Here is a 25445-nt window from a genome sequence, read left to right as displayed (position 1 = left end):
CGGTCAGGCGCCGTCGGAATCCGGCGGACCACGGCGCACGGCCGCCGCGCGAGCCAGCGCGGCTTCGATGATGGCGCGCTTGCGCGCGGCCGCCGCCTCGACGTCGGTGGGCGCCACCGGGGGCAGGGCGGTCGCCGCCGCATCGCGCGCCTGTCGCGCCCGGTGCGCGCCATAGCGTCGACGTGCCGCCTCGGCCTGTGTCGCCGACCAGGCCCGCCAGCCGCTTAGGCCGGGCGTCTCCACGGCCAGTGAAATGCAGTCGACGGGGCAGACCGGGACGCACAGCTCGCAGCCCGTGCAATGCGTTTCCACCACGGTGTGCATGCGCTTGTTGATGCCCAGGATGGCGTCGGTCGGGCAGGCGTCGAGGCAGAGCGTGCAACCGATGCACCAGGCCTCGTCGATGACGGCCATGACGCGCGGACCTTCCTCGCCGCAGGTGGGGTCGAGCGGCAGGAGCGCTCGGCCCGTCAGCGCGGCGAGCCGCTCGACGCCTTCGGCGCCGCCGGGCGGGCAGCGGTTGATGGCCGCGTCTTCCTCGACGATCGCCTCGGCGTACGCGCGGCAGTCGGGGTAGCCGCAGCGCGTGCATTGCGTCTGCGGCAGGGCGGCGTCGATGCGGTCGGCGAGCGCCTGCATCGAAAGGGTCGCCCGTGTCTCGACGGGGCTCAGGACTTGCCGGCGCCGCCGATGCGTCGCGTGGTGGCGGGGGAGGCCGCGCGCCGACGCGCTGGCGTCGCCGTCTTGGCGACGGTGAGACCGCCAGCCGTCTTGGCCGCCGCGGCGGTGACGGAGCGTGTCGTCGAGGACTTGCGTGCGGCAGGTGCCGTCGCGGCATCGGCGATGGCTTCCAGGACCGTCCCGGCGGCGACGACGGGTGCCGCGAGGGCCTGGGAGGTCCCCGAGACGACGTCGTTCGTCGCACGCTCGATGGCGTTGCCGGTGGCCTCGGTCACGGCGGATGCCGTCGCGTTCGCTGCGGTGTCCGGCTGGAACAACGCGACCTGGGGGTCGGGCGACGCTGCGGGTTCGGGTTGGCTCTTGGACGTCGCCGAGGCGGAGGCCTTGGCCGATGTCGTCGCCGCCTTCGATCGCGATGCGCCGGCGGTCGTCGATGCCTTCGTGGCTTTCGCGGTCTTCACCGGCACGGCCCGTGCCTTGGTCGCTCGAGTCGGTGCCGCCTCGGCCTCGGCCTTCTTCGGCGCCGCGACCTTGCGGGCCACCCGGACGCCGGTCTTCACCTTCGGCGGATCGATCTTGACCTTGTCCTCGGCCGTGACCTCGTTCGCCCGCTCGTGGGCGACGGCGCGCTTCTGGGACTGGTCGTGCGCCAGGATGAAGGACGTGACCTCCGGATAGACGACATCGCGCCAGCGACGGCCGGCGAAGATGCCGTAGTGGCCCGCGCCCGGCACTTCGAGGTGGCGGCGCTGGCTCTTGTCGATGCCGGTGCACAGGTCGTGCGCCGCGCGGGTCTGGCCCGAGCCCGAGATGTCGTCGAGTTCGCCTTCGACGGTGAGCAACGCGACCTTCCGGATGTCCTCGGGCTTCACGCGCTCGACCTCGCCGTCGACCCCGCGCACGTCCCAGGTGCCCTGCACCAGCAGGAAGTCCTGGAACACCGTGCGGATGGTCTCCAGGTAGTAGTCGGCATCCATGTCGAGGACGGCGTTGTACTCGTCGTAGAACTTGCGGTGCGCCTCGACGCTCGCGTCGTCGCCCTTGATCAGGTCCTTGAAGTAGTCGTAGTGGCTCGACGCATGGCGGTCCGGGTTCATGGCCACGAAGCCGGTGTGCTGCAGGAAGCCCGGGTACACGCGGCGACCGGTGCCGGGGAAGCCCTGCGGCACGCGATAGATCACGTTGTTCTCGAACCACTCGAAGCTCTTGTTCATCGCCAGGTTGTTGACCGCCGTGGGTGACTTTCGAGCGTCGATGGGCCCGCCCATCATGGTCATCGACAACGGCGTCTGCTCGCCGCGGCTGGACATGAGCGACACCGCCGCCAGCACCGGCACGGTCGGCTGGCACACGCTCACGACGTGGCAGTTGCCGTACTCGGTCTGCAGGTGGCGGATGAATTCCTGCACGTAGTTGATGTAGTCGTCGAGGTGGAACTCGCCGTCCGACAGGGGTACCGTGCGGGCGTTCTTCCAGTCGGTGATGTAGACCTTGTGGTCCTGCAGCATGGTGCGCACGGTATCGCGCAGCAGCGTGGCGTAGTGGCCCGACAGCGGCGCCACGATGAGCACCACGGGTTGCTTCTTGAGCATGGCCAGGGTCGCCGGATCGTCCGTGAAGCGCTTGAAACGGCGCAACTCGCAGAAAGGCTTGTTCAGCGCGATCGCTTCCTGGATGACGACGTCGCTGTCGCCGACCTTCACGCTCTTGATGCCGAATTCCGGTTTCTCGTAGTCCTTGCCGAGACGGAACAGCAGGTCGTAGCCGGCGGCCATGCGCTGGGCCATCGGCAGGTGCGACAGCGGGGACATGTCGTTGCTGTAGAGCTTCGACGCGGCCTGGGCGAAGTCGGTGAGCGGTTCCATCAGGGACCGCTGGGCTTCATAGAGTTGGTAGAGCATGGGGCTGGGACCTGGTTGGAACTGTTATCGGAATTGTTGCGGTGCAATATATCAACACAACGCCCCTTCATGGTAGGGGACCGGCCCTAGCCCATGGAGGGATTCCAGCCCGCTCGCCGGTCAGACGACCTTGGCGATGCTCGCGCAGACGTGGTCGATGTTCCTGCTGTTGAGCGCGGCGACGCACATGCGCCCCGTGTCGGTGCCGTAGACGCCGAATTCGCTGCGCAGACGCACCATCTGGTCCTTGGTCAGGCCCGAGTAGCTGAACATGCCGATCTGCTGGGTGATGAAGCTCATGTCCTGCGTCACGCCGGCGGCCTTCAGGCCGTCCACCAGCTTCTGGCGCATCGCCTTGATGCGGGTGCGCATCTCGGCGAGTTCGCCTTCCCAGACGGCCCGGCGCGCCGGGTCGTTGAGCACGGCCGCCACCACGGCGCCGCCGTGGATCGGCGGGTTGCTGTAGTTGGTGCGGATCACGATCTTGAGCTGGGAGAGCACGCGGGCCGCTTCTTCCTTGTCGGCGCACAGCACCGACAGCGCGCCGACGCGCTCGCCGTAGAGGCTGAAGCTCTTGGAGAAAGACGTGGAGACGAAGAAGGTCAGACCGGCGTCGACGAACTTGCCGATCACCGCGCCGTCCTCCTGGATGCCGTTGCCGAAGCCCTGGTAGGCCATGTCGAGGAACGCGACCAGGTCCTTGGCCTTCACGGCCTCGACCACGCGGTCCCACTGCTCGGGCGTGATGTCGTAGCCGGTGGGGTTGTGGCAGCAGGCATGCAGCACCACGACGGTGCCGGCCGGGGCGGCGTTCAGGGCGCCGAGCATGGCGTCGAAGTCGACGCCGCGGCGCTCGGCGTCGTAGTAGGGATAGCTCTCGACCACGAAGCCGGCGTTGGTGAACAGGGCGCGGTGGTTCTCCCAGCTCGGGTCGCTGATCAGCACCTTGGCGTCGGGGCGCAGGCGCTTGAGGAAGTCGGCGCCGACCTTCAGGCCGCCGGTGCCGCCGATGGCCTGCACCGTGGCGACGCGGCCGGACTTCACCGGCTCGCTGTCGGCGCCGAAGACCAGGCCCTTGACGGCCGCGTCGTAGGCGGCGATGCCGTCGATGGGCAGGTAGCCGCGCGCGCTGGGCGCCTTCATCATGTCCTCCTCGACGGAGCGCACGCAGGCGAGCAGCGGCAGCTTGCCATTGTCGTCGTAATAGACGCCGACGCCGAGGTTGACCTTCTGGGGGTTGCCGTCGGCGGCGTATTGCTCGTTGAGACCCAGGATGGGGTCGCGCGGCGCCATCTCGACGGCGGTGAACATAGACATGGGAGGAGTCCTCAGGATGATTCGGATCGCCAAGGAGGCCGGTCGGCCTCTGGCTCTGGCCCCGAAGCTGGATTAGGCTTTCAGGTTGCCTTGAATTTTACCGACCGCCCGCCAACTGCCACGGACACACGTCATGCCTCCCATCACCGAAGTCATCTCCCCGTCCCCCGCCGCCGACCCGACCGGTCCGTTCAAGGAAGGCACCTTCCTCACCTTCCCCGGCTCGCCCTTCGAACTGTTCCAGCCCTATCCGCCCGCGGGCGACCAGCCCACCGCCATCGAGGGGCTGGTCGAGGGCATCGAGAACGGCGAGGTCTTCCAGACCCTGCTGGGCGTCACCGGCTCGGGCAAGACCTTCACCATGGCCAACGTGATCGCGCGCATGGGCCGTCCGGCGATCGTCTTCGCGCCCAACAAGACGCTGGCCGCGCAGCTCTACAGCGAGTTCCGCGAGTTCTTCCCGAAGAACGCGGTCGAGTACTTCGTCAGCTACTACGACTATTACCAGCCCGAGGCCTACGTGCCGCAGCGCGACCTGTTCATCGAGAAGGACAGCTCGATCAACGAGCACATCGAGCAGATGCGCCTGTCGGCCACCAAGAGCGTGCTGGAGCGGCGCGACACCATCATCGTGGCGACGGTGAGCGCCATCTACGGCATCGGCACGCCCGAGGACTACACCCAGATGCGTTTCATCATGCGCGTGGGCGACGAGATCGGGCAGCGCGACGTCATCGGGCGGCTCATCCGCATGCAGTACACGCGCAACGAGCAGGACTTCTCGCGCGGCACCTTCCGCGTGCGCGGCGACACCATCGACGTCTTCCCGGCCGAGCACAGCGAACTCGCCATCCGCATCGAGCTGTTCGACGACGAGATCGAGTCGCTGCAGCTGTTCGACCCGCTCACCGGCCGCATCCGGCAGAAGATCCCGCGCTTCACGATCTATCCGTCGAGCCACTACGTGACGCCGCGCGACAAGGTGCTCACGGCGGTCGAGTCGATCAAGCTCGAACTCGACGCGCGCCTGAAGGAGTTCGTGAGCCAGGGCAAGCTGGTGGAGGCCCAGCGCATCGAGCAGCGCACCCGCTTCGACCTGGAGATGCTCGCCGAGATCGGCCACTGCAAGGGCATCGAGAACTACTCGCGCCACCTCTCGGGCGCGGCGCCGGGCCAGCCGCCGGCCACGCTGACCGACTACATGCCCAAGGACGCGCTGATGTTCCTGGACGAGAGCCACCAGATGATCGGCCAACTCGGCGGCATGTACAACGGCGACCGCGCGCGCAAGACGACGCTGGTCGAATACGGCTTCCGGCTGCCCTCGGCGATGGACAACCGGCCGCTGCGCTTCGAGGAGTTCGAGGCGCGCATGCGCCAGTGCATCTTCGTCTCGGCGACCCCGGCGCAGTACGAGAAGGACCACTCCGGCAACGTCGTCGAGCAGCTCGTGCGCCCGACCGGCCTGGTCGATCCGATCGTGGAAGTGCGTCCGGCCACGCACCAGGTCGACGACGTGCTCGGCGAGATCCGCCTGCGCGTCGAGAAGAGCGAGCGCGTGCTCATCACCACGCTGACCAAGCGCATGGCCGAGCAGCTCACCGACTACCTGGGCGACAACGGCGTGAAGGTGCGCTACATGCACAGCGACGTCGACACGGTCGAGCGCGTGGAGATCCTGCGCGACCTGCGCCTGGGCGCCTTCGACGTGCTGGTGGGCATCAACCTGCTGCGCGAGGGGCTGGACATCCCGGAGGTGTCGCTGGTGGCCATCCTCGACGCCGACAAGGAAGGCTTCCTGCGCGCCGAGCGCAGCCTGATCCAGACCATCGGCCGCGCGGCGCGCAACCTCAACGGCCGCGCCATCCTGTATGCCGACCGCATGACCGACTCGATGCGCAAGGCCATCGACGAGACCGAACGCCGGCGCGTCAAGCAGATCGCCCACAACGAGGCCCACGGCATCACGCCGCGCAGCATCGTGAAGAAGGTGCGCGACCTCATCGACGGCGTCTACAGCGAGAAGAGCGGGCGCGAGTCCGAAAAGCTGGAACTCGAGCGCGCCAAGGTCGAGGACATGAGCGAGAAGGACATCTCGCGCGAGATCAAGCGGCTGGAGAAACTGATGCTCGAGCACGCGCGCAACCTGGAGTTCGAGAAGGCGGCCCGGGTGCGCGACCAGCTCTCGATCCTGCGCGAGCAGGCCTTCGGCGCCGGGGGCGGCGACAACATCGCCGTCATCTGAAAACTGTCGCGCTTCCGGCCTACAGCGGCACGGGCTCGAATGTGGGTTAACCCGAGCAGGCCGAAGGGCCTTCTGTTATACTTGAGCGAATTAGTCAACAACAATAACTTCGCGATGAAGAGCCGGTGTCCGCCGCGAAGGCGAGGCGATCGGTAGAGGCGGAGACCGCGCCATCCGGCCATGAACGGGTCGGGTGTCAATTTACGAAGCACACAAGGAGCTTTCGATGCGTCTCACAACCAAAGGTCGTTTCGCAGTCACCGCGATGATCGATCTGGCCCTGCGCCAGAACACCGGCCCGGTGACGCTGGCGGCCATCAGCCAGCGCCAGCAGATCTCGCTGTCCTACCTGGAGCAGCTGTTCGGCAAGCTGCGCCGTCACGAACTGGTGGAATCCACCCGTGGCCCCGGCGGCGGCTACAGCCTCGGGCGCAAGGCGGCGGAGATCACCGTGGCCGACATCATCGTGTCGGTCGACGAGCCGATCGATGCCACGCACTGTGCCGGCAAGGAGAACTGCCTGGGCGAGGCGGGTCGTTGCATGACGCACGAACTCTGGGCCTCGCTCAACCAGCGCATGGTCGAGTTCCTGGACTCGGTCACGCTGCAGAAATTGGTCGACGACCAGATCGCCAAGGGCGTGCAGATCGAGAACAAGCCCGCCGTCAAGCGTGCCATCTCGGCGCAGCCGGTGGTCAAGCCGATCCGCGTGAACGCGCCCAACTCGGTCTTCGCATTGGGCAACGCCTTCGCCAAGTCCTGATCCGCCGGTCGAAATGCGTGGCGCCTCGGGGCGCCGCCCAATGCCTGCCCACGGACATCGACCCACTTCCCATCTACAGCCACTCACGCAGTCAGAGCCAGCCATGGACGTCACGCCTCATTTCCCCATCTACCTCGACTACGGTGCGACCACGCCCGTGGACCCGCGCGTCGTCGACGCCATGATCCCGTGGCTGCGCGAGCACTTCGGCAACCCGGCATCGCGCAGTCACGCGTGGGGCTGGGAGGCCGAGGAAGCCGTCGAGAAGGCGCGCGGCGAAGTCGCGCAGCTCATCGGCGCCGATCCGCGCGAGATCGTCTGGACCTCGGGCGCCACCGAGTCGAACAACCTCGCCATCAAGGGCGCGGCGCAGTTCTACAAGGGCAAGGGCAAGCACCTGATCACGGTCAAGACCGAGCACAAGGCCGTCCTCGACACCATGCGCGAGCTGGAGCGCCAGGGCTTCGAGGTGACCTACCTCGACGTGCAGGAGAACGGCCTGCTCGACTTCGAGGTCTTCAAGGCCGCGATCCGCCCCGACACCATCCTGGCGAGCGTGATGTTCGTCAACAACGAGATCGGCGTGATCCAGGACGTGGTCGCGCTGGGCAACCTGTGCCGCGAGAAGGGCGTGATCTTCCACGTCGACGCGGCGCAGGCCACCGGCAAGGTCGAGATCGACATGACGAAGCTGCCCATCGACCTGATGAGCCTGGCCTCGCACAAGACCTACGGTCCCAAGGGCATCGGTGCGCTGTACGTGCGCCGCAAGCCGCGCGTGCGGCTCGAAGCCCAGATGCACGGCGGCGGCCACGAGCGCGGCATGCGCTCGGGCACGCTGCCCACGCACCAGATCGTCGGCATGGGCGAGGCCTTCCGCATCGCCCGCGTCGAGATGAAGGACGACCTCGCGAAGGCCGCCGCGCTGCAGAAGCGCCTGATCGACGGCCTGAGCGACGTCGAGCAGGTCTTCATCAACGGCGACCTGACGCACCGCGTGCCGCACAACCTGAACATCAGCTTCAACTACGTCGAAGGCGAGTCGCTGATCATGGGCATCAAGGGCCTGGCGGTCTCCAGCGGCTCGGCCTGCACGTCGGCCAGCCTGGAGCCGAGCTACGTGCTGCGTGCCCTGGGACGCAGCGACGAACTCGCCCACAGCAGCCTGCGCATGACCATCGGCCGCTTCACGACCGAAGAGGAGATCGACTACGCGATCTCCACCATCCGCCACAACGTCGCCAAGCTCCGCGAGCTGAGCCCGCTGTGGGAGATGTTCAAGGACGGCATCGACATCAGCACGATCCAGTGGTCCGCCCACTGAGCGATCGCGACCGAACCCACGACGAAACCAACAAGGAATCCACCATGGCTTACTCTCCCAAGGTCATCGACCACTACGAAAACCCCCGCAACGTCGGCTCCTTCGAGAAGGGCGACGACTCCATCGGCACCGGCATGGTCGGCGCGCCGGCCTGCGGCGACGTCATGAAGCTGCAGATCAAGGTCAATGCCCAGACCGGCGTCATCGAGGACGCACGCTTCAAGACCTACGGCTGCGGTTCCGCCATCGCTTCGTCGTCGCTGGTGACCGAATGGGTCAAGGGCAAGACGCTCGACGAGGCCGCCGCGCTCAAGAACGCGCAGATCGCCGAGGAACTGGCGCTGCCGCCGGTGAAGATCCACTGCTCGATCCTGGCCGAGGACGCCATCAAGGCCGCCGTGCTGGACTACAAGCAGAAGCACGTCGACGCCACCGGCGCCACGGCGGCGGCCCCGGCCGCGGCCGAAGAGACGGCGGTCCACTGACATGGCCGTGACGCTCACTCCCGCCGCCGCGCGCCATGTCAACCGGTACCTCGGCAAACGAGGCAAGGGCGTCGGCGTGCGGCTGGGCGTCAAGACCACGGGTTGCTCGGGCCTGGCCTACAAGCTCGAGTACGTGGACGAGTTCTCGCCCGAGGACGTGGTCTTCGAGGACCAGGGCGTCAAGGTCCTGGTCGATCCGAAGAGTCTGGCCTACATCGACGGCACGCAGCTCGACTTCGTGCGCGAGGGCTTGAACGAAGGCTTCAAGTTCCTCAATCCGAACGAACGCGACCGCTGCGGCTGCGGCGAGAGCTTCAGGATCTGATTCCGCCGATCTCCGCTTGAACTGAACGAAAGCCGCCGCGTTTGCCGGCGGCATTTTTTTGCTTGTCATGAACCTGAACGACACCGACTTCGAACTGTTCGGCGTGCCGGCGACCTTCGCGCAGGAGCGCGCGGTGCTGGACGCGCGCTGGAAGGAACTGCAGCGCGAGGCGCACCCGGACCGCTTCGCGGCCCAGGGGCCGGCGGCGCAGCGCCTGGCGATGCAGTGGTCGGTGCGCATCAACGAGGCCTACCAGCGCCTTAAGGACCCGGTGCGGCGCGCGGCCTACCTGTGCGAACTCCACGGCGCGCCGGTCGACGCCGAGCGCAACACGGCGATGCCGACGGCCTTCCTGATGCAGCAGATGGAGTGGCGTGAGTCGCTCGACGACGCCGACTCGCCCGCCGCCGTGGAGCGCCTGCGCGACGAGGTCGAGGCCGGGCGGGCGCGGGCGCTGTCGGCGCTCGACTGGCTGATCGACGAGCAGGGCGACCACGCGGCGGCTGCGCAGCAGGTGAGAGCCCTCATGTTCATCGAGCGCTTTGCGCAGGACGTCGAGAACCGCGCCGACGGCTTGGGACAATAGGACCATGGCACTCCTCCAGATTTCAGAACCGGGCCAGGCGCCCGACCCGCACCAGCGGCGCGTGGCGATCGGCATCGACCTCGGCACCACGCACTCGCTCGTCGCCGCGGTACGCAACGGCGTCGCCGAATGCCTGCCCGACGACCAGGGCCGCGTGCTCCTGCCCTCGGCCGTGCGCTACCTCGACGGCGACCGGCGCCAGATCGGCCACGACGCGCTCGCCGCCCGTGCCGACGATCCGGCCAACACCATCACCTCGGTCAAGCGCCTGATGGGCCGCGGCGCCGCCGACATCGCGCATCGCGAGGCCATGCCCTACCGCCTCGTGGACGACGGCGGCATGCTGAAGGTCCATACGGCGGCGGGCGAGAAATCGCCGGTCGAGATCAGCGCCGAGATCCTGGCGACCCTGCGCTACCGCGCCGAGGACACCTTCGACGACGACGCGCTGCACGGCGCCGTCATCACCGTGCCGGCGTACTTCGACGAAGGCCAGCGCCAGGCCACCAAGGACGCCGCGCAGCTCGCCGGCCTCAACGTCCTGCGCCTCATCAGCGAACCCACGGCCGCGGCCATCGCCTACGGCCTCGACAACGCCAGCGAGGGCGTCTACGCCGTCTACGACCTGGGCGGCGGGACCTTCGACATCTCGATCCTGCGGCTCGCGCAGGGCGTCTTCGAGGTCATCGCCACCGGCGGCGACTCGGCGCTCGGCGGCGACGACTACGACCACGCGTTGGCCGACCTCGCGCTCGCGCGCCTGGGCCGGCAGGCCGGGAGCGACACCGACCGCGCCGCGCTGCTGGTGGCCGCGCGCGCCGCCAAGGAAGCACTGACCGACGCCGCGTCCGTGACCTTCGCGGCCCGCCTGGCCGGCGAGGAAGCGCGCGTCGACCTCACGCGCGACGACTTCGACGCCGCCACCCGGTCGTTGACCGACCGCACCGTCGTCGCCGTGCGCAAGGCCCTGCGCGACGCGCGCCTCGCGCCCGACGACCTGCAGGGCATCGTGCTGGTGGGTGGTGCCACCCGCATGCCGCAGGTGCGGGCGGCGGTGGCGGCCTTCTTCGGCCGCGCGCCCCTGACCGACCTCGATCCCGACGAGGTCGTCGCCTTGGGTGCCGCCATCCAGGCGAACCAGCTCGCCGGCAACGGCGGCGCCGACGACCTGCTGCTGCTCGACGTGATCCCGCTGTCGCTGGGCATCGAGACCATGGGCGGGCTGGTCGAGCGCATCGTGCCGCGCAACCAGACCATCCCGACGGCGATGGCGCAGGACTTCACCACCTACCAGGACGGCCAGACCGCCCTGGCGCTGCACGTGGTGCAAGGCGAGCGCGACCTCGTGGCCGACTGCCGCAGCCTCGCGCGCTTCACGTTGCGCGGCATCCCGCCGATGGCCGCAGGCGCCGCGCGCATCCGCGTCACCTTCACCGTCGATGCCGACGGCCTGCTGTCGGTCGCCGCGCGCGAGCAGGGCAGCGGCGTCGAGGCCAGCGTGGCCGTCAAGCCGTCCTACGGTCTGTCGGACGACCAGATCGCGACCATGCTGCAGGACAGCTTCGCCACCGCGCAGCAGGACATGTTGTCGCGCGCCCTGGTCGAGGCCCGCGTCGACGCCGAGCGCATGCTGATCGCCACGCGCGGCGCGCTCGAGGCCGATGGCGACCTGCTCGAGGCCGGCGAGCGCGAGGCCGTCGAGCGGCTGCTGGAGGCGCTCGACACCGCCCGCGCCGCGAGCACCGACGCCGCCGCCATCGAGGCCGCCACCAAGGCCCTGGCCGACGGCACCGAGGCCTTCGCCGCGCAGCGCATGAACCGCGGCATCGCCCGCGCGCTGGCCGGCCGCAAGGTCGAATCCCTGTAGAAATCCATTCCGATGCCCACGATCAAGATCCTTCCCCATCCCGAGTACTGCCCGCAGGGTGCCGAGGTCACCGCGCCGGCGGGCACCTCGATCTGCGAGGCGCTGCTGGACAACCACATCGACATCGAGCACGCCTGCGAGATGAGCGCGGCCTGCACCACCTGCCACGTCGTCGTGCGCCAGGGCTTCGACTCGCTCGCGCCGTCCGAAGAGATCGAGGACGACCTGCTCGACCGCGCCTGGGGTCTGGAGCCGCAGTCGCGCCTGAGCTGCCAGGCCATCCTGGCGCAGCAGGACCTGACCATCGAGATCCCCAAGTACTCGATCAACCACGCGAAGGAAAACCACTGATGTCGCGCCAGATCGTCCTCGATACCGAAACCACCGGCCTGTCCGCCGACACCGGCGACCGCGTCATCGAGCTCGGCTGCGTCGAGCTGCTCAACCGCAAGCTGACCGGCAACGACCTGCACATCTACTTCAACCCCGAGCGCGAGAGCCACGAGGAGGCGCTCAAGGTCCACGGCCTGACGACCGACTTCCTGCGCGACAAACCGAAGTTCGCCGCGCTGGCCGACGACGTGGTCGACTACCTGCGCGGCGCCGAACTCATCATCCACAACGCGGCCTTCGACGTCGGCTTCCTGAACAAGGAGCTGGAGCTCGCCGGCCTGCCGCCGCTGCGCACCTTCGTCTCCGAGGTCACCGACACGCTGGCCATGGCCAAGGCGGTCTATCCGGGCAAGCGCAACTCGCTCGACGCGCTGTGCGATCGCTTCGGCGTCGACCGCTCCAACCGCACCTTCCACGGCGCGAAGCTCGACGCCCAGCTGCTCGCCGACGTCTACATCAACCTGACGCGCGGGCAGGACGCGCTGCTGATCGACGCCGCCGCCGACGAGCCGACCCACGGCGTGGTCGTGGCGGTCGACCTGCGCCGCTTCGCGCTGCCGGTGATCGCGCCGGCCGAGGACGAGCTGGCGGCGCACGAGGAACTGCTCGCGCAGCTCGACAAATCGAGCAAGGGCAAGACGCTTTTTCGCAGATTGGAGCCGCAGGCCTGAAAGGATGTGGCATAATCGCGGGCTTCGCTGCACGGCGAAAACGATTTCAGCGGTTCGAAACCCATCGGGTTGCGGATCGCGGGGGCGGTTAGCTCAGGGGTAGAGCACAGCATTCACACTGCTGGGGTCCCAGGTTCGAAACCTGGACCGCCCACCAAACACCGAAGTGAAGAAGAAAGGCCCGGCCTGATCGCCGGGCCTTTTTTCGTTGGGCGTTCCGATGACGCACGGGCACTCGGGTCGGGGCGATGCGACCAGAATCGATGGCTTGTTTATTGCATGACCCATCGCACCCCATGAACATCGCCGACTCCTTCGCGGACATCAGCCGCTTCGTCGACATCCGTCGCGACATCCACGCCCATCCCGAACTCGGCTTCGAGGAACACCGCACTTCCGACAAGGTCGCGCGTCTGCTGGCCGAGTGGGGCATCGAGGTGCACCGCGGCATCGCCGGCACCGGGCTGGTCGGCGTGCTGCGGCGCGGCAGCTCGGGCCGGACCATCGGCCTGCGCGCCGACATGGACGCCCTGCCGATGCACGAGGCTAACGCGTTCCCGCACGCCTCGACCCACTCCGGGCGCATGCACGCCTGCGGGCACGACGGCCACACGACGATGCTGCTGGCGGCGGCCTGGCACCTGGCGCAGCACGCCACGCCCTTCGACGGCACGGTCCACTTCATCTTCCAGCCGGCCGAGGAGATGGGCAAGGCGGGCGCCAAGAGGATGATCCAGGACGGCCTGTTCGAGCGCTTCCCGTGCGACGCGGTGTTCGCACTGCACAACTTCCCGGTCGGTGAGGTCGGCCGCTTCGCGCTCAACGAGGGCGCGCTGATGGCCTCGAGCAACACCTACAAGGTCACCGTGCGCGGTCGTGGCACGCACGCCTCGCTGCCGCACACCGGCATCGATCCGGTCAAGGCCGTGGTCGCGCTGGCCCAGGCGCTGCAGACCGTGGTGGCGAGCGTCATTCCCAGCACCGAGCGCGCGCTGCTGGCCGTCACGCAGCTCCAGGGCTCGGACGCGCCCAACGTGATTCCCGACACGGCCACGGTCGGCGGCACGGTGCGCACCTTCTCCGTCGCCGCGATCGACCGCATCGAGGAGCGCGTGCGCGCGCTGGCCCAGGGCATCGCGCAGGCGCACGAATGCAGTGCCGAAGTGAGCTTCGTGCGCGCCTCGCCGCCGGTAGTCAACCACGCGGCGGAGGCACGCTTCGCCGCCGGGGTGATGCGCGAGGTGGTGGGCGAGGGCATGGTGACGACGGACTTCCCGGCCGTGATGGGCGCGGAGGACTTCGCCCACATGCTGCAGGCCCGGCCCGGCTGCTACGCCTTCCTGGGCAACGGCGACGGCGAGCATCGCCTCGACGGCCACGGCCCGGGGCCCTGCATCATCCACAACACCTCGTTCGACTTCAACGACGAGATCATCCCCATCGGCGCCAGCTACTTCGTGAAGCTGGTCGAGCGCTGGATGCCGGTCGCGGGCTGAACGGCGTCGCGGCGCGCGCCGGGGCCGTGCTCCGCCGCCGCGTCCGCCCGTCGTTCCCGCCGCCATCGCTGCCGCGCCACCCTGTTTCCTTCCTCCGTCCTCCAGAAAGCACTCCCGACCATGGCTCCACCGCTGCGCGCCCGCCGTTCCTTCGCCGCCCTCGTCTCCACCGGCCTGTTCGCCCTGACGCTGGTCGGCGCCGCGCTGCCCGCGCAGGCGCAACGCGTGATCCGCATCGTGGTGCCCTTCGGCACCGGCGCGGTGCAGGACACCGTCGCGCGCTCGTTCAACAACGAGCTGGGCGAGGCGCTCGGCGCCAACGTCATCGTCGAGAACCGGGCCGGCGCGGGCGGCACGGTGGGCGCCTCCCTGGTGGCCAAGGCGCCGCCGGACGGCAACACGCTGGTGCTGGCCGCGGCCAGCCACAACATCGCCGCCCATCTCTACGCGAAGCTGCCCTACGACACGCTGAAGGACTTCGTCGGCGTCGCCACCGTGGGCAACGCCGGCTACGTGCTGATGGTGTCGAGCGCCCTGAACGCCGGCACCACGGCCGACTTCATCCGCGAGGTCAAGGCCCATCCGGGGCAGTACAACTACGCCTCGGCCGGCAACGGCAGCGCCACGCACCTGGCGATGGCCGCCTTCCTGGCCAAGGCCGGGCTGCAGATGACGCACATCCCGATGAAGTCCACCGGCGAGGCGGTCAACGAGGTGCTCGCCGGCCGCGTGCAGGCGGTGATCTCGTCGAGCATCGGCGTCATCGGCCTGCAGAACGATGCGCGGGTGAAGTCGCTGGCGTCCACCGGCAAGCGCCGCAGCCCGTTCCTGCCCAACCTGCCCACCGTCGAGGAGAGCGGGCTGCCGGGCTACGAATTCGATTCGTGGATCGGCCTGCTCGCACCCGCCGGCACGCCCAAGACCGAGGTCGACCGGCTCAACGCCGCCGTCACCCGCGTGATGGGCGAGCCGGCGATGAAGGAGCGCTTCGCCCGCCTGGGCGTGGAGCCGCGCGTTTCCAGCGCGGAGGATTTCCAGAAGCTGCTGCGCGCCGACTACGACACGATGGGCGCGGTGGTGAAGGCCTCGGGCGCGCGGATCGACTGAGGGGTCATGCGGCGTCGTCAGGTCCTGATCGCGGTCGTTCCGATGACCGGCGCAGCGTGGGCGACGCCTGCGATCGCCGCCTCGTCCCGGCTCCCGTCGGAATGCCGCTGGCTCCCGGGCCGCTGGCGCTCCGACGTCGAACCGACGATGGCGCACTTCACGCTCCGGGGCCGCACGCCGGCGCTGCAGCACCGGGCGCGGATCGCCGACCTGTTCGGCCGCATGACGCACACGTTCACGCCGACGCGCTTCGTCGCCGAGCAGGTTCTGGACACGGGCACGATCCGCATCGAGAGCGGCTACCGCGTGAGCCGCTTCACGTCGAGTTCGGTCACGCTGGTCTTTCCGGACGCACCGGAGCCGATGCCGGAGACGACGCTCTACCGCAGCGGCGACCGCTACGTCGTGCGCAGCGGAGACAACTTCGAGTATTTCCGCAGGATCGACTGACCGATCCGACCGGGCGTCGGCGTCGTCCCACAATCCCCGCATGGACGCCCTCAAGACCCTCGCCCTGTTCGTCGCCACGGCGCTGGCGGAAATCGTCGGCTGCTACCTGCCGTACCTCTGGCTGCGGCAGGACCGATCGGCGTGGCTGCTGCTGCCCGCCGCGCTCGCCCTGGCCGCCTTCGCCTGGCTGCTGACGCTGCACCCGGCCGCCGCCGGGCGCGTCTATGCGGCCTACGGCGGGGTCTACATCGGCGTGGCGATCGTCTGGCTCTGGGCCGTGGACGGCATCCGGCCGTCCGCGACCGACTGGGTCGGCGTCGCGGTCAGCCTGTGCGGGATGGCGATCGTCATGTTCGGCCCTCGGCCGGCCGCGTGAGGGGCGCAGGGGGCGGGCCGAGCGGATCGGCCGGTGCGGCAGGGTCGTCCGACGGTGCCCGGCCGCCCGCGACGCGGGGCATGCGCCCGGCCGCGTCGCGCCGGTGCGCCAGCCGGTAGAGCAGCGGCAGCACCAGCAGCGTCAGCAGCGTCGACGACAGGATGCCGCCGATCACCACCGTGGCGAGCGGGCGCTGCACCTCGGCGCCGGTGCCCACGGCGACGGCCATCGGCACGAAGCCGAGCGAGGCCACGAGCGCGGTCATCAGCACCGGCCGCAGGCGCGTGAGCGCGCCCTCGCGGATCGCGGCGTCCAGCGGCATGCCGGCCTCGCGCAGGCCGCGGACGAACGCGATCATTACCAGCCCGTTGAGCACCGCCACGCCCGACAGCGCGATGAAGCCGACGCCGGCGGAGATCGACAGCGGGATGTCGCGCAGCCACAGCGCCAGCACGCCGCCGGTGAGCGCGAAGGGCACGCCGGTGAACACCAGGAGGCCGTCGCGCAGGTTGCCGAACATCGCGAACAGCAGGGCGAAGACCAGCGCCAGCGCCAAGGGCACGACGATGCGCAGTCGCGCCGTGGCCGACGCCAGCTGCTCGAAGGTGCCGCCCCACTGCAGCCACTGGCCGGTCGGCACCGCGACGCGTTCGGCCACGCGCGCCTGGGCCTCGCGCACGAAGCCGCCGATGTCGCGGCCGCGCACGTTGGCCGTCACCACCACGCGGCGCTTGCCGTTCTCGCGCCCGATCTGGTTGGGGCCGATGGCATGGACGAGGGTGGCGACGTCGCCCAGCGTCACGAAGCGGCGCGGCGCGCCCGGCTCGGCGGCCGGCAGGCGGATCGGCAGCCGCGCGATGGCCTCGACGTCGGCGCGCAGCGCGTCCGGCAGGCGCACCAGGATGTCGAAGCGGCGGTCGCCCTCGAACACCGCGCCGGCCTCGCGCCCGCCCAGCGCGGCGGCCAGTTCGTCCTGGATCTCGCCGACGCTCAGGCCCAGGCGCCAGGCCTTCTCGCGATCGATCCTCAGGGTCAGCACGGGCAGGCCGGTGGTCTGCTCGACCTTCACGTCGGCCGCGCCCGGCAGGCCTTCGAGCACCCGCGCGACGCGCGCGGCGACCTCGTTCATGGCCGCCAGGTCGTCGCCCGCGACCTTCACCGCGACGTCGCTGCGCACGCCGGAGATCAGTTCGTTGAAGCGCATCTGGATCGGCTGGGTGAACTCGTGGTTGCTGCCGGGCACGGCGGCCGCAGCGCGCGCTATCGCGGCCACCAGGTCGGCCTTGGCGCGGCCGGGATCGGGCCATCGGTCGCGCGGCTTGAGCATGACGAAGGTGTCGGCCACGTTGGGCGGCATCGGGTCGGTGGCGATCTCGGCGGTGCCGATCTTGGCGAAGACGGTCTCGACCTCCGGCAGGGCCCCGATCGCCTGCTCCAGCCGCGCCTGCATCTCGACGGCCTGCGTCAGGCTGGTGCCGGGGATGCGCAGCGCGTGCAGGGCGACGTCGCCCTCGTCGAGGCTGGGGACGAACTCGCTGCCCAGGCGGGTGGCGAGCAGGCCCGAGAGCAGCACGCAGGCGCCGGCCAGGGTCAGCACCAGGGGCTTGCGCGCCATCGCGACGTCGAGCGCGCGCGCGTAGCCGCGCCGGGCCCGTGTCATGAGCCGGCCCTCGGTCTCGCGCACCCGGCCGGTGACGAACAGGGCGACGGCCGCCGGCACGAAGGTGACCGACAGCACCATCGCGCCGAACAGCGCCACCACCACCGTGAAGGCCATCGGATGGAACATCTTCCCCTCCACCCCGGTGAGGGCGAACAGCGGCAGGTAGACCGCCATGATGATCAGCTGGCCGAACAGCAGCGGCCGGCGCGCCTCCCGCGCCGCCGCGAAGACCTCGCGCAGGCGCTCCTCGCGCGTGAGCGTGCGCCCGAGCGCGCCCTGCGCGTGCGCCAGGCGCCGGATGCAGTTCTCGACGATCACCACCGCGCCGTCGACGATGATCCCGAAGTCCAGCGCTCCCAGGCTCATCAGGTTGGCGCTCACGCGCTGGCCCACCATGCCGGTGAAGGTGAACAGCATCGACAGCGGGATCACGCAGGCCGTGATGAGCGCCGCGCGGATGTTGCCCAGGAAGACGAACAGCACCGCCACCACCAGCGCGGCGCCCTCCAGCAGGTTCCCGCGCACCGTCGCGATGGCCTTGTCGACCAGCACCGTGCGGTCGTAGACCGTGCGCGCGACCACGCCCGGCGGCAGGGTCCGGTTGATCTCCTCGAGCCGCCGGGCGACGGCGATGGACACCTCGCGGCTGTTCTCGCCCAGCAGCATGAAGACCGTGCCCAGCACCACCTCGCGGCCGTTCTCGGTCGCCGCGCCGGTGCGCAGCTCCTTGCCGTGGCCGACCTCGGCGACGTCGCGGATGCGCACCGGCACGCCCTGCGCGGTGGCCACCACGACGTCGGCGATGTCATCGATCGAGCCCAGCTGACCCGGCGCGCGGATGAGCTGCTGCTCGCCGCGCCGCTCGATGTAGCCGGCGCCGACGTTGGCGTTGTTGCGCTCCAGCGCGGCGACCAGGTCGCCCAGGGTCAGCCCGTGGGCCACCAGCCGCTCGGGCCGCGGCGCGACCTGGAACTCGCGCGCGTGGCCGCCGATGGTGTTGATCTCCGTCACGCCCGGCACGGTGCGCAGTCGCGGCTTGATCACCCAGTCCTGCAGCTCGCGCAGGTCCATCGGCGACCAGGCGCCGCCGCCGGGCTTGCGCGCGCCGGGCTCGGCCTCCACGGTCCACATGGTGATCTCGCCCAGGCCGGTGGCGATCGGCCCCAGCGCGGGCGAAAGGCCGCCGGGCAACTTGGCGCGCGCCTCCTGCACGCGTTCGCCCACCAGCTGGCGGGCGAAGTAGATGTCGGTGCCGTCCTCGAAGATCACGGTCACCTGCGACAGGCCGTAGCGCGAGATCGAGCGCGTCTGCGCCAGGCGCGGCAGCCCGGCCATCGCCGTCTCGATCGGGAAGGTCACGCGCTGCTCGGTCTCCAGGGGCGAATAGCCCGGCGCCTCGGTGTTGATCTGCACCTGCACGTTGGTGATGTCGGGCACGGCGTCGACCGGCAGGCGCTGCCAGCTGACGATGCCCAGCGCGGCCATGCCGAGCACGGCGAGCATGACCAGCCAGCGCTGGTCGATGGCGAAGCGAACGAGTCGTTCGAACATGGTTGACGACTCCGCTCAGTGGGAATGGCTCGCGCCGGCCTTGCCCAGCTCGGCCTTGACCAGGAAGCTCTGGGTGCGGGCGTAGCGCTCGCCCGGCCGCAGGCCCGCGCGCACCTCGACGTGGCGGTCGTCGGCCAGACCCGGTTCGAGCGGCCGCGCCACCAGCGCCGCGCCCTCGCGGACGAACACCGCCCGGGCGCCGTCGACGTCCTGCAGCGCCTCCACGGCGACGGCCACCGGCACCTCGCGCGCTTCCAGCAGCACGTCGATCGACACCGGCAGTCCCGGACGCCAGAGGCCCTTCGGATTGGGCAGCACCAGGCGCGCGACGGCGTGGCGCGTCTGCTCGCCGACCAGCGCGCCGATGTGGCGGATGCGGGCGTCGGCGCGGGCCTCGAAGGCCTCGGCGCGCACCACCGCCGGCAGCCCGGTGACGACGCGGCCCAGGTGCTGCGGTGCCACCTGCGCCTCGACCCAGACCGAGCCCAGGTCGGAGATCGTGAACACGGGGGCGTCCTCCTTCACCGTCTCGCCGGGCGCGAGGCGCTTCTCCGTGACGACGCCGTCGATCGGCGAGCGCAGCTCGTAGCGCGTCAGGTCGCCGCCGGCCGGCGCGCCGCCGAGCATCGCCAGCTTGCCCTGCGCGCTCCGCACGGCGATGGCCGCTTCCTCCAGCGTCGCCTGTGCCTGCAGCAGGTCCTGCCGGGCCGAGATCTTCTCCTCCCACAGCTGCTGCTCGCGCTCGACGGTGCTGCGCGCGAGCGCGAGGCGGCGCTGCGCGGCCAGCAGCACGGCGCGCTGGTCGGCCAGGCCGGGGCTGCTCAGCACCGCCAGCACCTGGCCCTTCCTGACCGTGTCGCCCGCGCTCGCCTGGACCCGCTCGACCAGGCCGGCCAGGCGCGGCACCACCTGCACGGTGCGGTCGGCGTCGTAGCGCACCTCGCCCAGCAGGCGCAGGGTGCTTTCGACGACGGCCGGCCCGGCCGTGGCCAGTTCGATGCCGGCGGCCCGCAGCTGCGCGTCGGTCATGGCGACGCGGTCCTTCGCGGGTTCGGCGTGCGCGTCCTTGCCGGCCGCGGCCGGCTCGGCGTGACCGGTGCCTTCGGTGCTCGCGGTGCTCCGGGCCCGTTCGTCGTGATCGCCATGGTCGTCGTGGTCGCCGTCGCCGGCCGCGCCGGGGCGCAGGATCAGGACCGCGAGGACGAGCGTCAGGGCGACGACGGCGGCGATGGCCAGCCACTGGGTGCGCGGCAGGCGCGAGAGGGTGTTCTTCATGATGCTGTGGAGTCCGTGGTTCATGGCGTGCCCGGCAGCGTCCCGGCGCCGAGGATGCGTTGGAGGTCGAAGGCCGCGCGCTGCGCCTCGGCCAGGGCGCGCAGCACCTGGGTGCGCGCCTGCAGCAGGGTGCGCTGGGCGTCCAGCGCTTCCAGGAAGCTGAACTTGCCCAGCTCGAAGCCCTTGGTGGCGGCGTCGAAGGCGCTCTGCGCGCCGGGCAGCACGTCGGACGCCAGGGCCCGTGCCTCGTCGCGCGCGGCGGCCAGGCGCGCGAGCGCCTGCTCGGCCTCGGCCTCGGCCAGCGCGCGGGCCGCGCGCAGCTCGTCGGCCGCCTTGTCCTCGCGCCGCTGGGCCTCGAGCACGTTGCCCTGGTTGCGGTCGAACAGCGGCAGCGGAATGCTCACGCCGACGACCGCCTGCTGGCGTCCGGCTTCCTCGACGCGCCGGGTGCCCACGCTCACCGTCACGTTCGACAGCCGGCGCGCGCGCTCCAGCGCGGCGAGCGCGCGGCGCCGTTCCAGTTCCAGCATCGCGCGTCGCACGCCGGGGGCGGCGTCGAGCCGGTCGCGCACCGCGTCGGCCGGCGGCAGCGCGGGCAGGTCGTCCAGGCGGCCCTCGGGCCGGGCGGCGCCCAGCGGCCGGCCCATGGCGTAGGCCAGGCGGGCGCGCGCCGCCACGATCTCCGCGCCGACCTGCGTCAGCTCGATGCGCACGCCGGCCTCGGCCACGCGCGCCTTGGTCTCCTCGACCGGCGACACCTGGCCCGCCGCCACGCGCCGGCCGGCGGCGCGCGACGAGCGCTGCGCCAGCGCCAGCGAGTCCTCGGCCACCCGGGCGCGTTCCTGCAGCGCCAGCAGGTCGAAGAACGCCGTGGCGACGGCAGCGCGCACCGCCAGCCGGCGCGCGTCCAGCTCGAAGCGCGCCGCGTCGAGCGCGCGTTCGGCCGCGTCGATGCGCGCCGCGCGCTGGCCGCCCAGTTCGATCGGCTGCTGGACCTGCACGGTGGTCGTGCGCGTGTCGCGCCGCGTGTCCTCGATCAGGTAGGCCAGCTCGGGATTGGGCCGCGTGCCGGCCTGCAGCCGGACACCCTCGACGGCCTCGATCTCGGTGCGGGCGGCGGCCAGCTCGGGATTGGCCGCGAGCGCGATGTCGATCGCCTGCCGCAGCGACAGCGACGGCGCGGCGGCCATGGCGGGCACGACCGGCACGGCCGAGACGGGCAGGACGGGAATGGAAGGAGGGGCGCCCTGGGCCAGGGCGGCCCCGGGCGAGGTCGAACAGAAAAAGAAAGCTGCCGCCAGCGGCAACGGGAACCTGCGCATCGGAATCTCCGGAAATCACTCGGGAAGAGAGGACATCCGGCGGGGGTCCGGGGCGCGGCGGCCCCTCCGGCTAGAGGAGAAGCCGCGCGGGCCCCGAGGAGGACGACCTCGCCGGAACGGATTCGGCGAGGCGTCGAGGGGGCTTGTCCGGGGCCGCGATCCAGCGGCTGGCATAGCGTTCGGCCCGGTGCGGCCGGGCGGCGTCGGCCGGTGGCTCCGGCGCCGCCAGCGCGGGCATGGCGGGGACCGGATGGACGAAGGACAGGTGATGGTGATCGACCTCGCCGGGCAGCGCGCGGCCGTCGCCCGGCGCGGCGTCGCTCGCGGCAGCGGCCGCGTCGGCCGCGTCGGCGTGCGACGCCTGGGCGTGGTGCGCCCCGTGGTGCCCGAAGTGCTGCACCGTCGGATCGGCCTCGTGCACGCACAGCGCCGCCGCCGCGCTCCAGACCGACTGGAGCGGCAGCAGCAGCATCAGGACGACGAGGACGAGGCGGCGCATGGCGGCGAGTGTCGTCGATGGACCGGGTGCCGCCACGGGAAAGTCCTCACGCCGCGCCGGCCGGGCGCTTCGTCGCGCGCAGCAGGCGCAGGCCGTTGGCCACCACCAGCAGGCTCGCGCCCATGTCGGCGAACACGGCCATCCACATGGTGGCGCTGCCGAACACCGCCAGCGCGAAGAACACGACCTTGATCGACAGCGCCAGCGCGATGTTCTGCCACAGCACGATGTGGGTGCGCCGGCTCAGGCGCAGGGTCTCGGCGATGCGTCCGAGGTCGTCGTTCATGACCACCACGTCGGCCGCCTCGACGGCGATGTCGGTGCCCGCCGCGCCCATGGCGAAGCCGATGTCGGCTCGCGCCAGCGCCGGGGCGTCGTTGATGCCGTCGCCGGTCATGGCGACCGGGCCGTAGCGCTGTCGCAGGTCGACGATGGCGGCGAGCTTGTCCTCGGGCAGCAGGCCGCCGCGCACGTCGTCGATGCCGGCGGCGCGGCCCACGGCGCGGGCGGTGGCGACGTTGTCGCCCGTGAGCATGACCGGCGTCACGCCGAGCGCGCGCAACTGCGCCACGGCCTCGATGGAACTGCGCTTGAGCGTGTCGGCGACCGCGAACAGGCCGAGCACGCCGCGTTCGTCGGCCAGCAGCGTGACGCTGCGGCCCTCGGCCTCGTGCACGGCCAGCGCCGCCGCCAGCGCCGGGCTCGACTGGCCACGCTCGGTCACGAAGCGGTGGTTGCCCAGCACCATCGGCCGGCCGTCGAGGGTGCCCTCGACCCCGCGGCCGGGCAGGGCGCGGAAGCCCTCGACCGCGTCGGCATCGGCGTCGCCGGGCACGGGCGTGTTCATCGTGGCCGCTGTCGCGGGACGACCCGCACCGGTGGCGAGCCCCGCCGCGATGGCCTTCGACACCGGGTGGTCGGAGCGTGCCGCGAGCCGGCCGGCCCAGGCCTCGACCCGCGCCGCGTCGGCATCGCCCCAGGCCTGGTGGGCGACCAGCTTCGGCCGGCCCTCGGTCAGCGTGCCGGTCTTGTCGAGCGCCACGGTCCGGATGCGGCGCGCCTCCTCCAGGTAGGTGCCGCCCTTGATCAGGATGCCGCGTCGCGCCGCCGCCGCCAGGCCGCTGACGACCGTCACCGGCGTCGAGATCACCAGCGCGCACGGGCAGGCGATCACCAGCAGCACCAGCGCCTTGTACAGCGCGGCCAGCCAGCCCCAGCCCAGCAGCAGGGGCGGCAGCACCGCCACGGCCAGCGCCAATGCGAACACGGCCGGCGTATACACGGCCGCGAAGCGGTCGACGAAGCGCTGCGTCGGCGCGCGCGTGCCCTGCGCCTCCTCGACGGCGTGGATGATGCGCGCCAGCGTGGAATCGCCCGGAGCGGCGGTGACGCGGAATTCCAGTTCGCCGTGCTGGTTGACGGTGCCGGCGAAGACCGGGTCGCCCGGGGCCTTGTCGACCGGAATGCTCTCGCCGGTGACCGAAGCCTGGTCGATGCTGCCCTCGCCGCGCGTGACGACGCCGTCGAAGGCCACGCGCTCGCCGGGCCGCACGCGGGCGACGGCGCCGGGCGCCACGCCGGCGGCCGGCACGCGCCGCCACGCGCCGTCGTCCTGGCGCACCTCGGCCTCGGCCGGCGCGAGGTCGACCAGCCCCTGGATCGCGTTGCGCGCCCGGTCGACGGCGCGGGCCTCGATCAGCTCGGCGATGGCGTAGAGCGCCATCACCATCGCCGCTTCCGGCCACTGGCCGATGACGAAGGCGCCGGTGACGGCGACCGACATCAAGGCGTTGATGTTGAGCCGGCCGCGACGCAGGGCGGTGAGCCCCTTGCCGTAGGTCTCGAGCCCGGCGAGGCCGATGGCCAGCGCGGCGATGGCCATGCCGGCGACGGTCCAGGCAGTGGCGTCGGGCGCGAACCAAGCCACGCCTTCGGCGACCAGCGCCAGGCCCAGCGCCGCGCCCAGGCGCACCAGGCCGCCGCTGCCGGCGCCGTGCGCGTGGTCGTGCGCGTCGTCGCGAGGCGCGTCGTGCCCGCCGTGGGCATGGCCGGCCGTCGCGCCGCCGCCGGCCGGACCGGTGGTCGTGGCGACCGCGACCGGCTCGGGCGCGTAGCCCGCCTTGCGGATCGCCGCCAGCGCTGCCGGCACGGCCGCGTCGTCGGCGTCGATGCGCAGCTGCCGGCGCGACAGCGCGAAGTGCAGGCCCTTGACGCCCGGCATCGGCTCGACGAGGCGGCGGATCTCCGATTCCTCGACGCTGCAGTCCATCGTCGGGATGCGGAAGACGTGGCGCGCCGCGGCCGGGGACGCGATGCCGACGTCGTCGGCCGCCGTCGCCTCTTCGGTGGTACCGCCGCAACACGGCGCGAGGACGAGCGGTCCGGGCAGTGCCGGCTTCGCCGCGCCGTCCACCGGCGCGCAGCAGGACGTCGCCGCCGCATGCGCCGGCGCCGATGGCGAGGCGGTCGCGATGCCCGACGCGCAGCTTGGCGAGGCCGGTGCGCAGCACGGAGCCGACGCCGCCGCATCGACGCCATTCCCCTCCGGTGCGGGGTGCGAATGGGCCCGTCCGTGCGCGTGCGCGGAAGCCGGATCGATGTCGTGCGTGTGTCGGAGCGCCATGAAACCTCGCTGATGAAGACGGCATTGCACACCCTGCACCCGCTGCAGGGTCAAGCCTCTACGATCGGTGCCTGTTCTGCCAGGAGGGGCATGCCATGAAGATCGGCGATCTGAGCCGCGCGACCGGCGTCGACGTCGGCACCATCCGCTTCTACGAGCGCTCGGGCCTGCTGGCCGCGCCCCGGCGCGAGGCCAACGGCTACCGCAGCTACGGCCCCGAGCACCTGGAGGGCCTGTCCTTCGTGCGCCACTGCCGCGCGCTGGACATCCCGCTGGCCGACATCCAGCGCCTGCTCGACTTCACCCTGCGCCCCGATGCCGATTGCGGCGACATCAACGGCCTGGTCGACCGCCAGATCGAGCGCGTGCGCGCCCGGCTCGACAGCCTGCGGGCCCTGGAGAAGCAGCTGACCCTGCTGCGCGGCAAGTGCTCCCAGGGCCACCGCGCGCAGGAGTGCGGCATCCTGGGCGAGCTGGTGTCGGCGGCCCACGGCGAGGCCTGCGCCTGCCACGCCTGAGCGCGGC

21 protein-coding genes, 1 tRNA gene and 1 pseudogene are annotated in these 25445 nt (G+C 70.9%); 15 read left to right on the top strand and 8 right to left on the bottom strand.

What is annotated here, in order from left to right; genetic code table 11:
- Positions 1-3: 3 nt before the first annotated feature.
- The 3 genes and pseudogenes from ABID77_RS06585 to ABID77_RS06575 all read right to left on the bottom strand — a co-directional run bounded on the left by ABID77_RS06585 (position 4) and on the right by ABID77_RS06575 (position 3899).
- Positions 4-639 carry an RnfABCDGE type electron transport complex subunit B gene (locus ABID77_RS06585; RefSeq protein ID WP_429592553.1) on the bottom strand — a complete coding sequence of 212 codons (636 nt, stop codon included), beginning with the start codon at positions 637-639 and terminating at the stop codon, positions 4-6.
- 665 nt (positions 640-1304) lie between these two features.
- A pseudogene (locus ABID77_RS06580) lies at positions 1305-2582 on the bottom strand (polyhydroxyalkanoate depolymerase); the annotation flags it as partial.
- 120 nt (positions 2583-2702) lie between these two features.
- On the bottom strand, positions 2703-3899 hold the full coding sequence (locus ABID77_RS06575; protein ID WP_429592551.1) for an amino acid aminotransferase: 1197 nt from the start codon (positions 3897-3899) through the stop codon (positions 2703-2705).
- 133 nt (positions 3900-4032) lie between these two features.
- Between ABID77_RS06575 and uvrB the strand changes: the two genes are divergently transcribed.
- The 14 genes from uvrB (at position 4033) to ABID77_RS06505 (ending at position 15987) form a co-directional block, all read left to right on the top strand.
- The gene (uvrB, locus tag ABID77_RS06570) at positions 4033-6144 is read left to right on the top strand and encodes an excinuclease ABC subunit UvrB (RefSeq protein ID WP_429592548.1); all 2112 of its coding nucleotides are present in this window, start codon (positions 4033-4035) and stop codon (positions 6142-6144) included.
- A gap of 226 nt (positions 6145-6370) precedes the next feature.
- Positions 6371-6907, top strand: coding sequence for a Fe-S cluster assembly transcriptional regulator IscR (gene iscR, locus ABID77_RS06565; RefSeq protein ID WP_429592545.1), 537 nt, complete (start codon positions 6371-6373; stop codon positions 6905-6907).
- Between the two features lie 103 nt (positions 6908-7010).
- Entirely contained in the window at positions 7011-8231 is a 1221-nt protein-coding gene (locus ABID77_RS06560) for an IscS subfamily cysteine desulfurase (RefSeq protein WP_429592542.1), read from the top strand.
- A gap of 44 nt (positions 8232-8275) precedes the next feature.
- The gene (gene iscU, locus ABID77_RS06555) at positions 8276-8716 is read left to right on the top strand and encodes a Fe-S cluster assembly scaffold IscU (protein WP_429592539.1); all 441 of its coding nucleotides are present in this window, start codon (positions 8276-8278) and stop codon (positions 8714-8716) included.
- A 1-nt stretch (position 8717) separates the two neighbouring features.
- Positions 8718-9041, top strand: a complete 324-nt coding sequence (iscA, locus tag ABID77_RS06550; RefSeq protein ID WP_429592536.1) for an iron-sulfur cluster assembly protein IscA — start codon at positions 8718-8720, stop codon at positions 9039-9041.
- A gap of 67 nt (positions 9042-9108) precedes the next feature.
- Positions 9109-9627: a Fe-S protein assembly co-chaperone HscB gene (hscB, locus tag ABID77_RS06545; protein WP_429592534.1), complete on the top strand. Its 519-nt coding sequence runs from the start codon at positions 9109-9111 to the stop codon at positions 9625-9627.
- Positions 9628-9631: 4 nt separating this feature from the next.
- A complete protein-coding gene (gene hscA / locus ABID77_RS06540; RefSeq protein ID WP_429592532.1) occupies positions 9632-11494 on the top strand; it encodes a Fe-S protein assembly chaperone HscA in 1863 nt (620 codons plus the stop codon).
- Between the two features lie 12 nt (positions 11495-11506).
- The gene (gene fdx / locus ABID77_RS06535) at positions 11507-11845 is read left to right on the top strand and encodes an ISC system 2Fe-2S type ferredoxin (RefSeq protein WP_429592529.1); all 339 of its coding nucleotides are present in this window, start codon (positions 11507-11509) and stop codon (positions 11843-11845) included.
- Positions 11845-12558, top strand: a complete 714-nt coding sequence (gene dnaQ, locus ABID77_RS06530) for a DNA polymerase III subunit epsilon (RefSeq protein WP_429592527.1) — start codon at positions 11845-11847, stop codon at positions 12556-12558. Before fdx ends, dnaQ begins: the two co-directional genes overlap by 1 nt.
- 82 nt (positions 12559-12640) lie before the next feature.
- A tRNA-Val gene (locus ABID77_RS06525) sits at positions 12641-12715 on the top strand.
- Positions 12716-12854: 139 nt separating this feature from the next.
- Complete coding sequence (locus ABID77_RS06520) at positions 12855-14054, top strand: M20 aminoacylase family protein (protein WP_429592524.1); 1200 nt, start codon at positions 12855-12857, stop codon at positions 14052-14054.
- Between the two features lie 120 nt (positions 14055-14174).
- On the top strand, positions 14175-15161 hold the full coding sequence (locus tag ABID77_RS06515; RefSeq protein WP_429592522.1) for a tripartite tricarboxylate transporter substrate binding protein: 987 nt from the start codon (positions 14175-14177) through the stop codon (positions 15159-15161).
- Between the two features lie 147 nt (positions 15162-15308).
- On the top strand, positions 15309-15611 hold the full coding sequence (locus ABID77_RS06510) for a hypothetical protein (protein WP_429592519.1): 303 nt from the start codon (positions 15309-15311) through the stop codon (positions 15609-15611).
- 40 nt (positions 15612-15651) lie between these two features.
- Positions 15652-15987, top strand: a complete 336-nt coding sequence (locus tag ABID77_RS06505) for a YnfA family protein (protein WP_429592516.1) — start codon at positions 15652-15654, stop codon at positions 15985-15987.
- On the opposite strand, the gene ABID77_RS06500 is transcribed toward ABID77_RS06505, so the two are convergent.
- The 5 genes from ABID77_RS06500 to ABID77_RS06480 all read right to left on the bottom strand — a co-directional run bounded on the left by ABID77_RS06500 (position 15959) and on the right by ABID77_RS06480 (position 24920).
- On the bottom strand, positions 15959-19201 hold the full coding sequence (locus ABID77_RS06500) for an efflux RND transporter permease subunit (protein WP_429592513.1): 3243 nt from the start codon (positions 19199-19201) through the stop codon (positions 15959-15961). The genes ABID77_RS06505 and ABID77_RS06500 overlap by 29 nt on opposite strands.
- Positions 19202-19216: 15 nt before the next feature.
- Complete coding sequence (locus ABID77_RS06495) at positions 19217-20476, bottom strand: efflux RND transporter periplasmic adaptor subunit (protein ID WP_429592511.1); 1260 nt, start codon at positions 20474-20476, stop codon at positions 19217-19219.
- Positions 20477-20496: 20 nt separating this feature from the next.
- The gene (locus ABID77_RS06490) at positions 20497-21798 is read right to left on the bottom strand and encodes a TolC family protein (protein WP_429592508.1); all 1302 of its coding nucleotides are present in this window, start codon (positions 21796-21798) and stop codon (positions 20497-20499) included.
- 70 nt (positions 21799-21868) lie between these two features.
- Positions 21869-22297 carry a hypothetical protein gene (locus ABID77_RS06485; protein WP_429592505.1) on the bottom strand — a complete coding sequence of 143 codons (429 nt, stop codon included), beginning with the start codon at positions 22295-22297 and terminating at the stop codon, positions 21869-21871.
- 46 nt (positions 22298-22343) lie between these two features.
- Positions 22344-24920, bottom strand: coding sequence for a heavy metal translocating P-type ATPase (locus tag ABID77_RS06480; protein ID WP_429592503.1), 2577 nt, complete (start codon positions 24918-24920; stop codon positions 22344-22346).
- A gap of 95 nt (positions 24921-25015) precedes the next feature.
- On the opposite strand from ABID77_RS06480, the gene ABID77_RS06475 reads away from it, so the two are divergent.
- The gene (locus ABID77_RS06475) at positions 25016-25438 is read left to right on the top strand and encodes a Cd(II)/Pb(II)-responsive transcriptional regulator (RefSeq protein ID WP_429592500.1); all 423 of its coding nucleotides are present in this window, start codon (positions 25016-25018) and stop codon (positions 25436-25438) included.
- Positions 25439-25445: the final 7 nt, after the last annotated feature.

This window comes from Variovorax sp. PvP013 (genome assembly GCF_050435945.1).
Taxonomy (GTDB): domain Bacteria; phylum Pseudomonadota; class Gammaproteobacteria; order Burkholderiales; family Burkholderiaceae_C; genus Variovorax.
This window is presented reverse-complemented; position numbering and strand designations above follow the sequence as displayed.

What these genes read in the sequence shown, in the direction of transcription:
- ABID77_RS06585 (WP_429592553.1), bottom strand. Translation starts at nt 639, where the DNA reads ATGCAGGCGCTCGCCGACCGCATCGACGCCGCCCTGCCGCAGACGCAA.
- ABID77_RS06575 (WP_429592551.1), bottom strand. Translation starts at nt 3,899, where the DNA reads ATGTCTATGTTCACCGCCGTCGAGATGGCGCCGCGCGACCCCATCCTG.
- uvrB (WP_429592548.1), top strand. Translation starts at nt 4,033, where the DNA reads ATGCCTCCCATCACCGAAGTCATCTCCCCGTCCCCCGCCGCCGACCCG.
- iscR (WP_429592545.1), top strand. Translation starts at nt 6,371, where the DNA reads ATGCGTCTCACAACCAAAGGTCGTTTCGCAGTCACCGCGATGATCGAT.
- ABID77_RS06560 (WP_429592542.1), top strand. Translation starts at nt 7,011, where the DNA reads ATGGACGTCACGCCTCATTTCCCCATCTACCTCGACTACGGTGCGACC.
- iscU (WP_429592539.1), top strand. Translation starts at nt 8,276, where the DNA reads ATGGCTTACTCTCCCAAGGTCATCGACCACTACGAAAACCCCCGCAAC.
- iscA (WP_429592536.1), top strand. Translation starts at nt 8,718, where the DNA reads ATGGCCGTGACGCTCACTCCCGCCGCCGCGCGCCATGTCAACCGGTAC.
- hscB (WP_429592534.1), top strand. Translation starts at nt 9,109, where the DNA reads ATGAACCTGAACGACACCGACTTCGAACTGTTCGGCGTGCCGGCGACC.
- hscA (WP_429592532.1), top strand. Translation starts at nt 9,632, where the DNA reads ATGGCACTCCTCCAGATTTCAGAACCGGGCCAGGCGCCCGACCCGCAC.
- fdx (WP_429592529.1), top strand. Translation starts at nt 11,507, where the DNA reads ATGCCCACGATCAAGATCCTTCCCCATCCCGAGTACTGCCCGCAGGGT.
- dnaQ (WP_429592527.1), top strand. Translation starts at nt 11,845, where the DNA reads ATGTCGCGCCAGATCGTCCTCGATACCGAAACCACCGGCCTGTCCGCC.
- ABID77_RS06520 (WP_429592524.1), top strand. Translation starts at nt 12,855, where the DNA reads ATGAACATCGCCGACTCCTTCGCGGACATCAGCCGCTTCGTCGACATC.
- ABID77_RS06515 (WP_429592522.1), top strand. Translation starts at nt 14,175, where the DNA reads ATGGCTCCACCGCTGCGCGCCCGCCGTTCCTTCGCCGCCCTCGTCTCC.
- ABID77_RS06510 (WP_429592519.1), top strand. Translation starts at nt 15,309, where the DNA reads ATGGCGCACTTCACGCTCCGGGGCCGCACGCCGGCGCTGCAGCACCGG.
- ABID77_RS06505 (WP_429592516.1), top strand. Translation starts at nt 15,652, where the DNA reads ATGGACGCCCTCAAGACCCTCGCCCTGTTCGTCGCCACGGCGCTGGCG.
- ABID77_RS06500 (WP_429592513.1), bottom strand. Translation starts at nt 19,201, where the DNA reads ATGTTCGAACGACTCGTTCGCTTCGCCATCGACCAGCGCTGGCTGGTC.
- ABID77_RS06495 (WP_429592511.1), bottom strand. Translation starts at nt 20,476, where the DNA reads ATGAAGAACACCCTCTCGCGCCTGCCGCGCACCCAGTGGCTGGCCATC.
- ABID77_RS06490 (WP_429592508.1), bottom strand. Translation starts at nt 21,798, where the DNA reads ATGCGCAGGTTCCCGTTGCCGCTGGCGGCAGCTTTCTTTTTCTGTTCG.
- ABID77_RS06485 (WP_429592505.1), bottom strand. Translation starts at nt 22,297, where the DNA reads ATGCGCCGCCTCGTCCTCGTCGTCCTGATGCTGCTGCTGCCGCTCCAG.
- ABID77_RS06480 (WP_429592503.1), bottom strand. Translation starts at nt 24,920, where the DNA reads ATGGCGCTCCGACACACGCACGACATCGATCCGGCTTCCGCGCACGCG.
- ABID77_RS06475 (WP_429592500.1), top strand. Translation starts at nt 25,016, where the DNA reads ATGAAGATCGGCGATCTGAGCCGCGCGACCGGCGTCGACGTCGGCACC.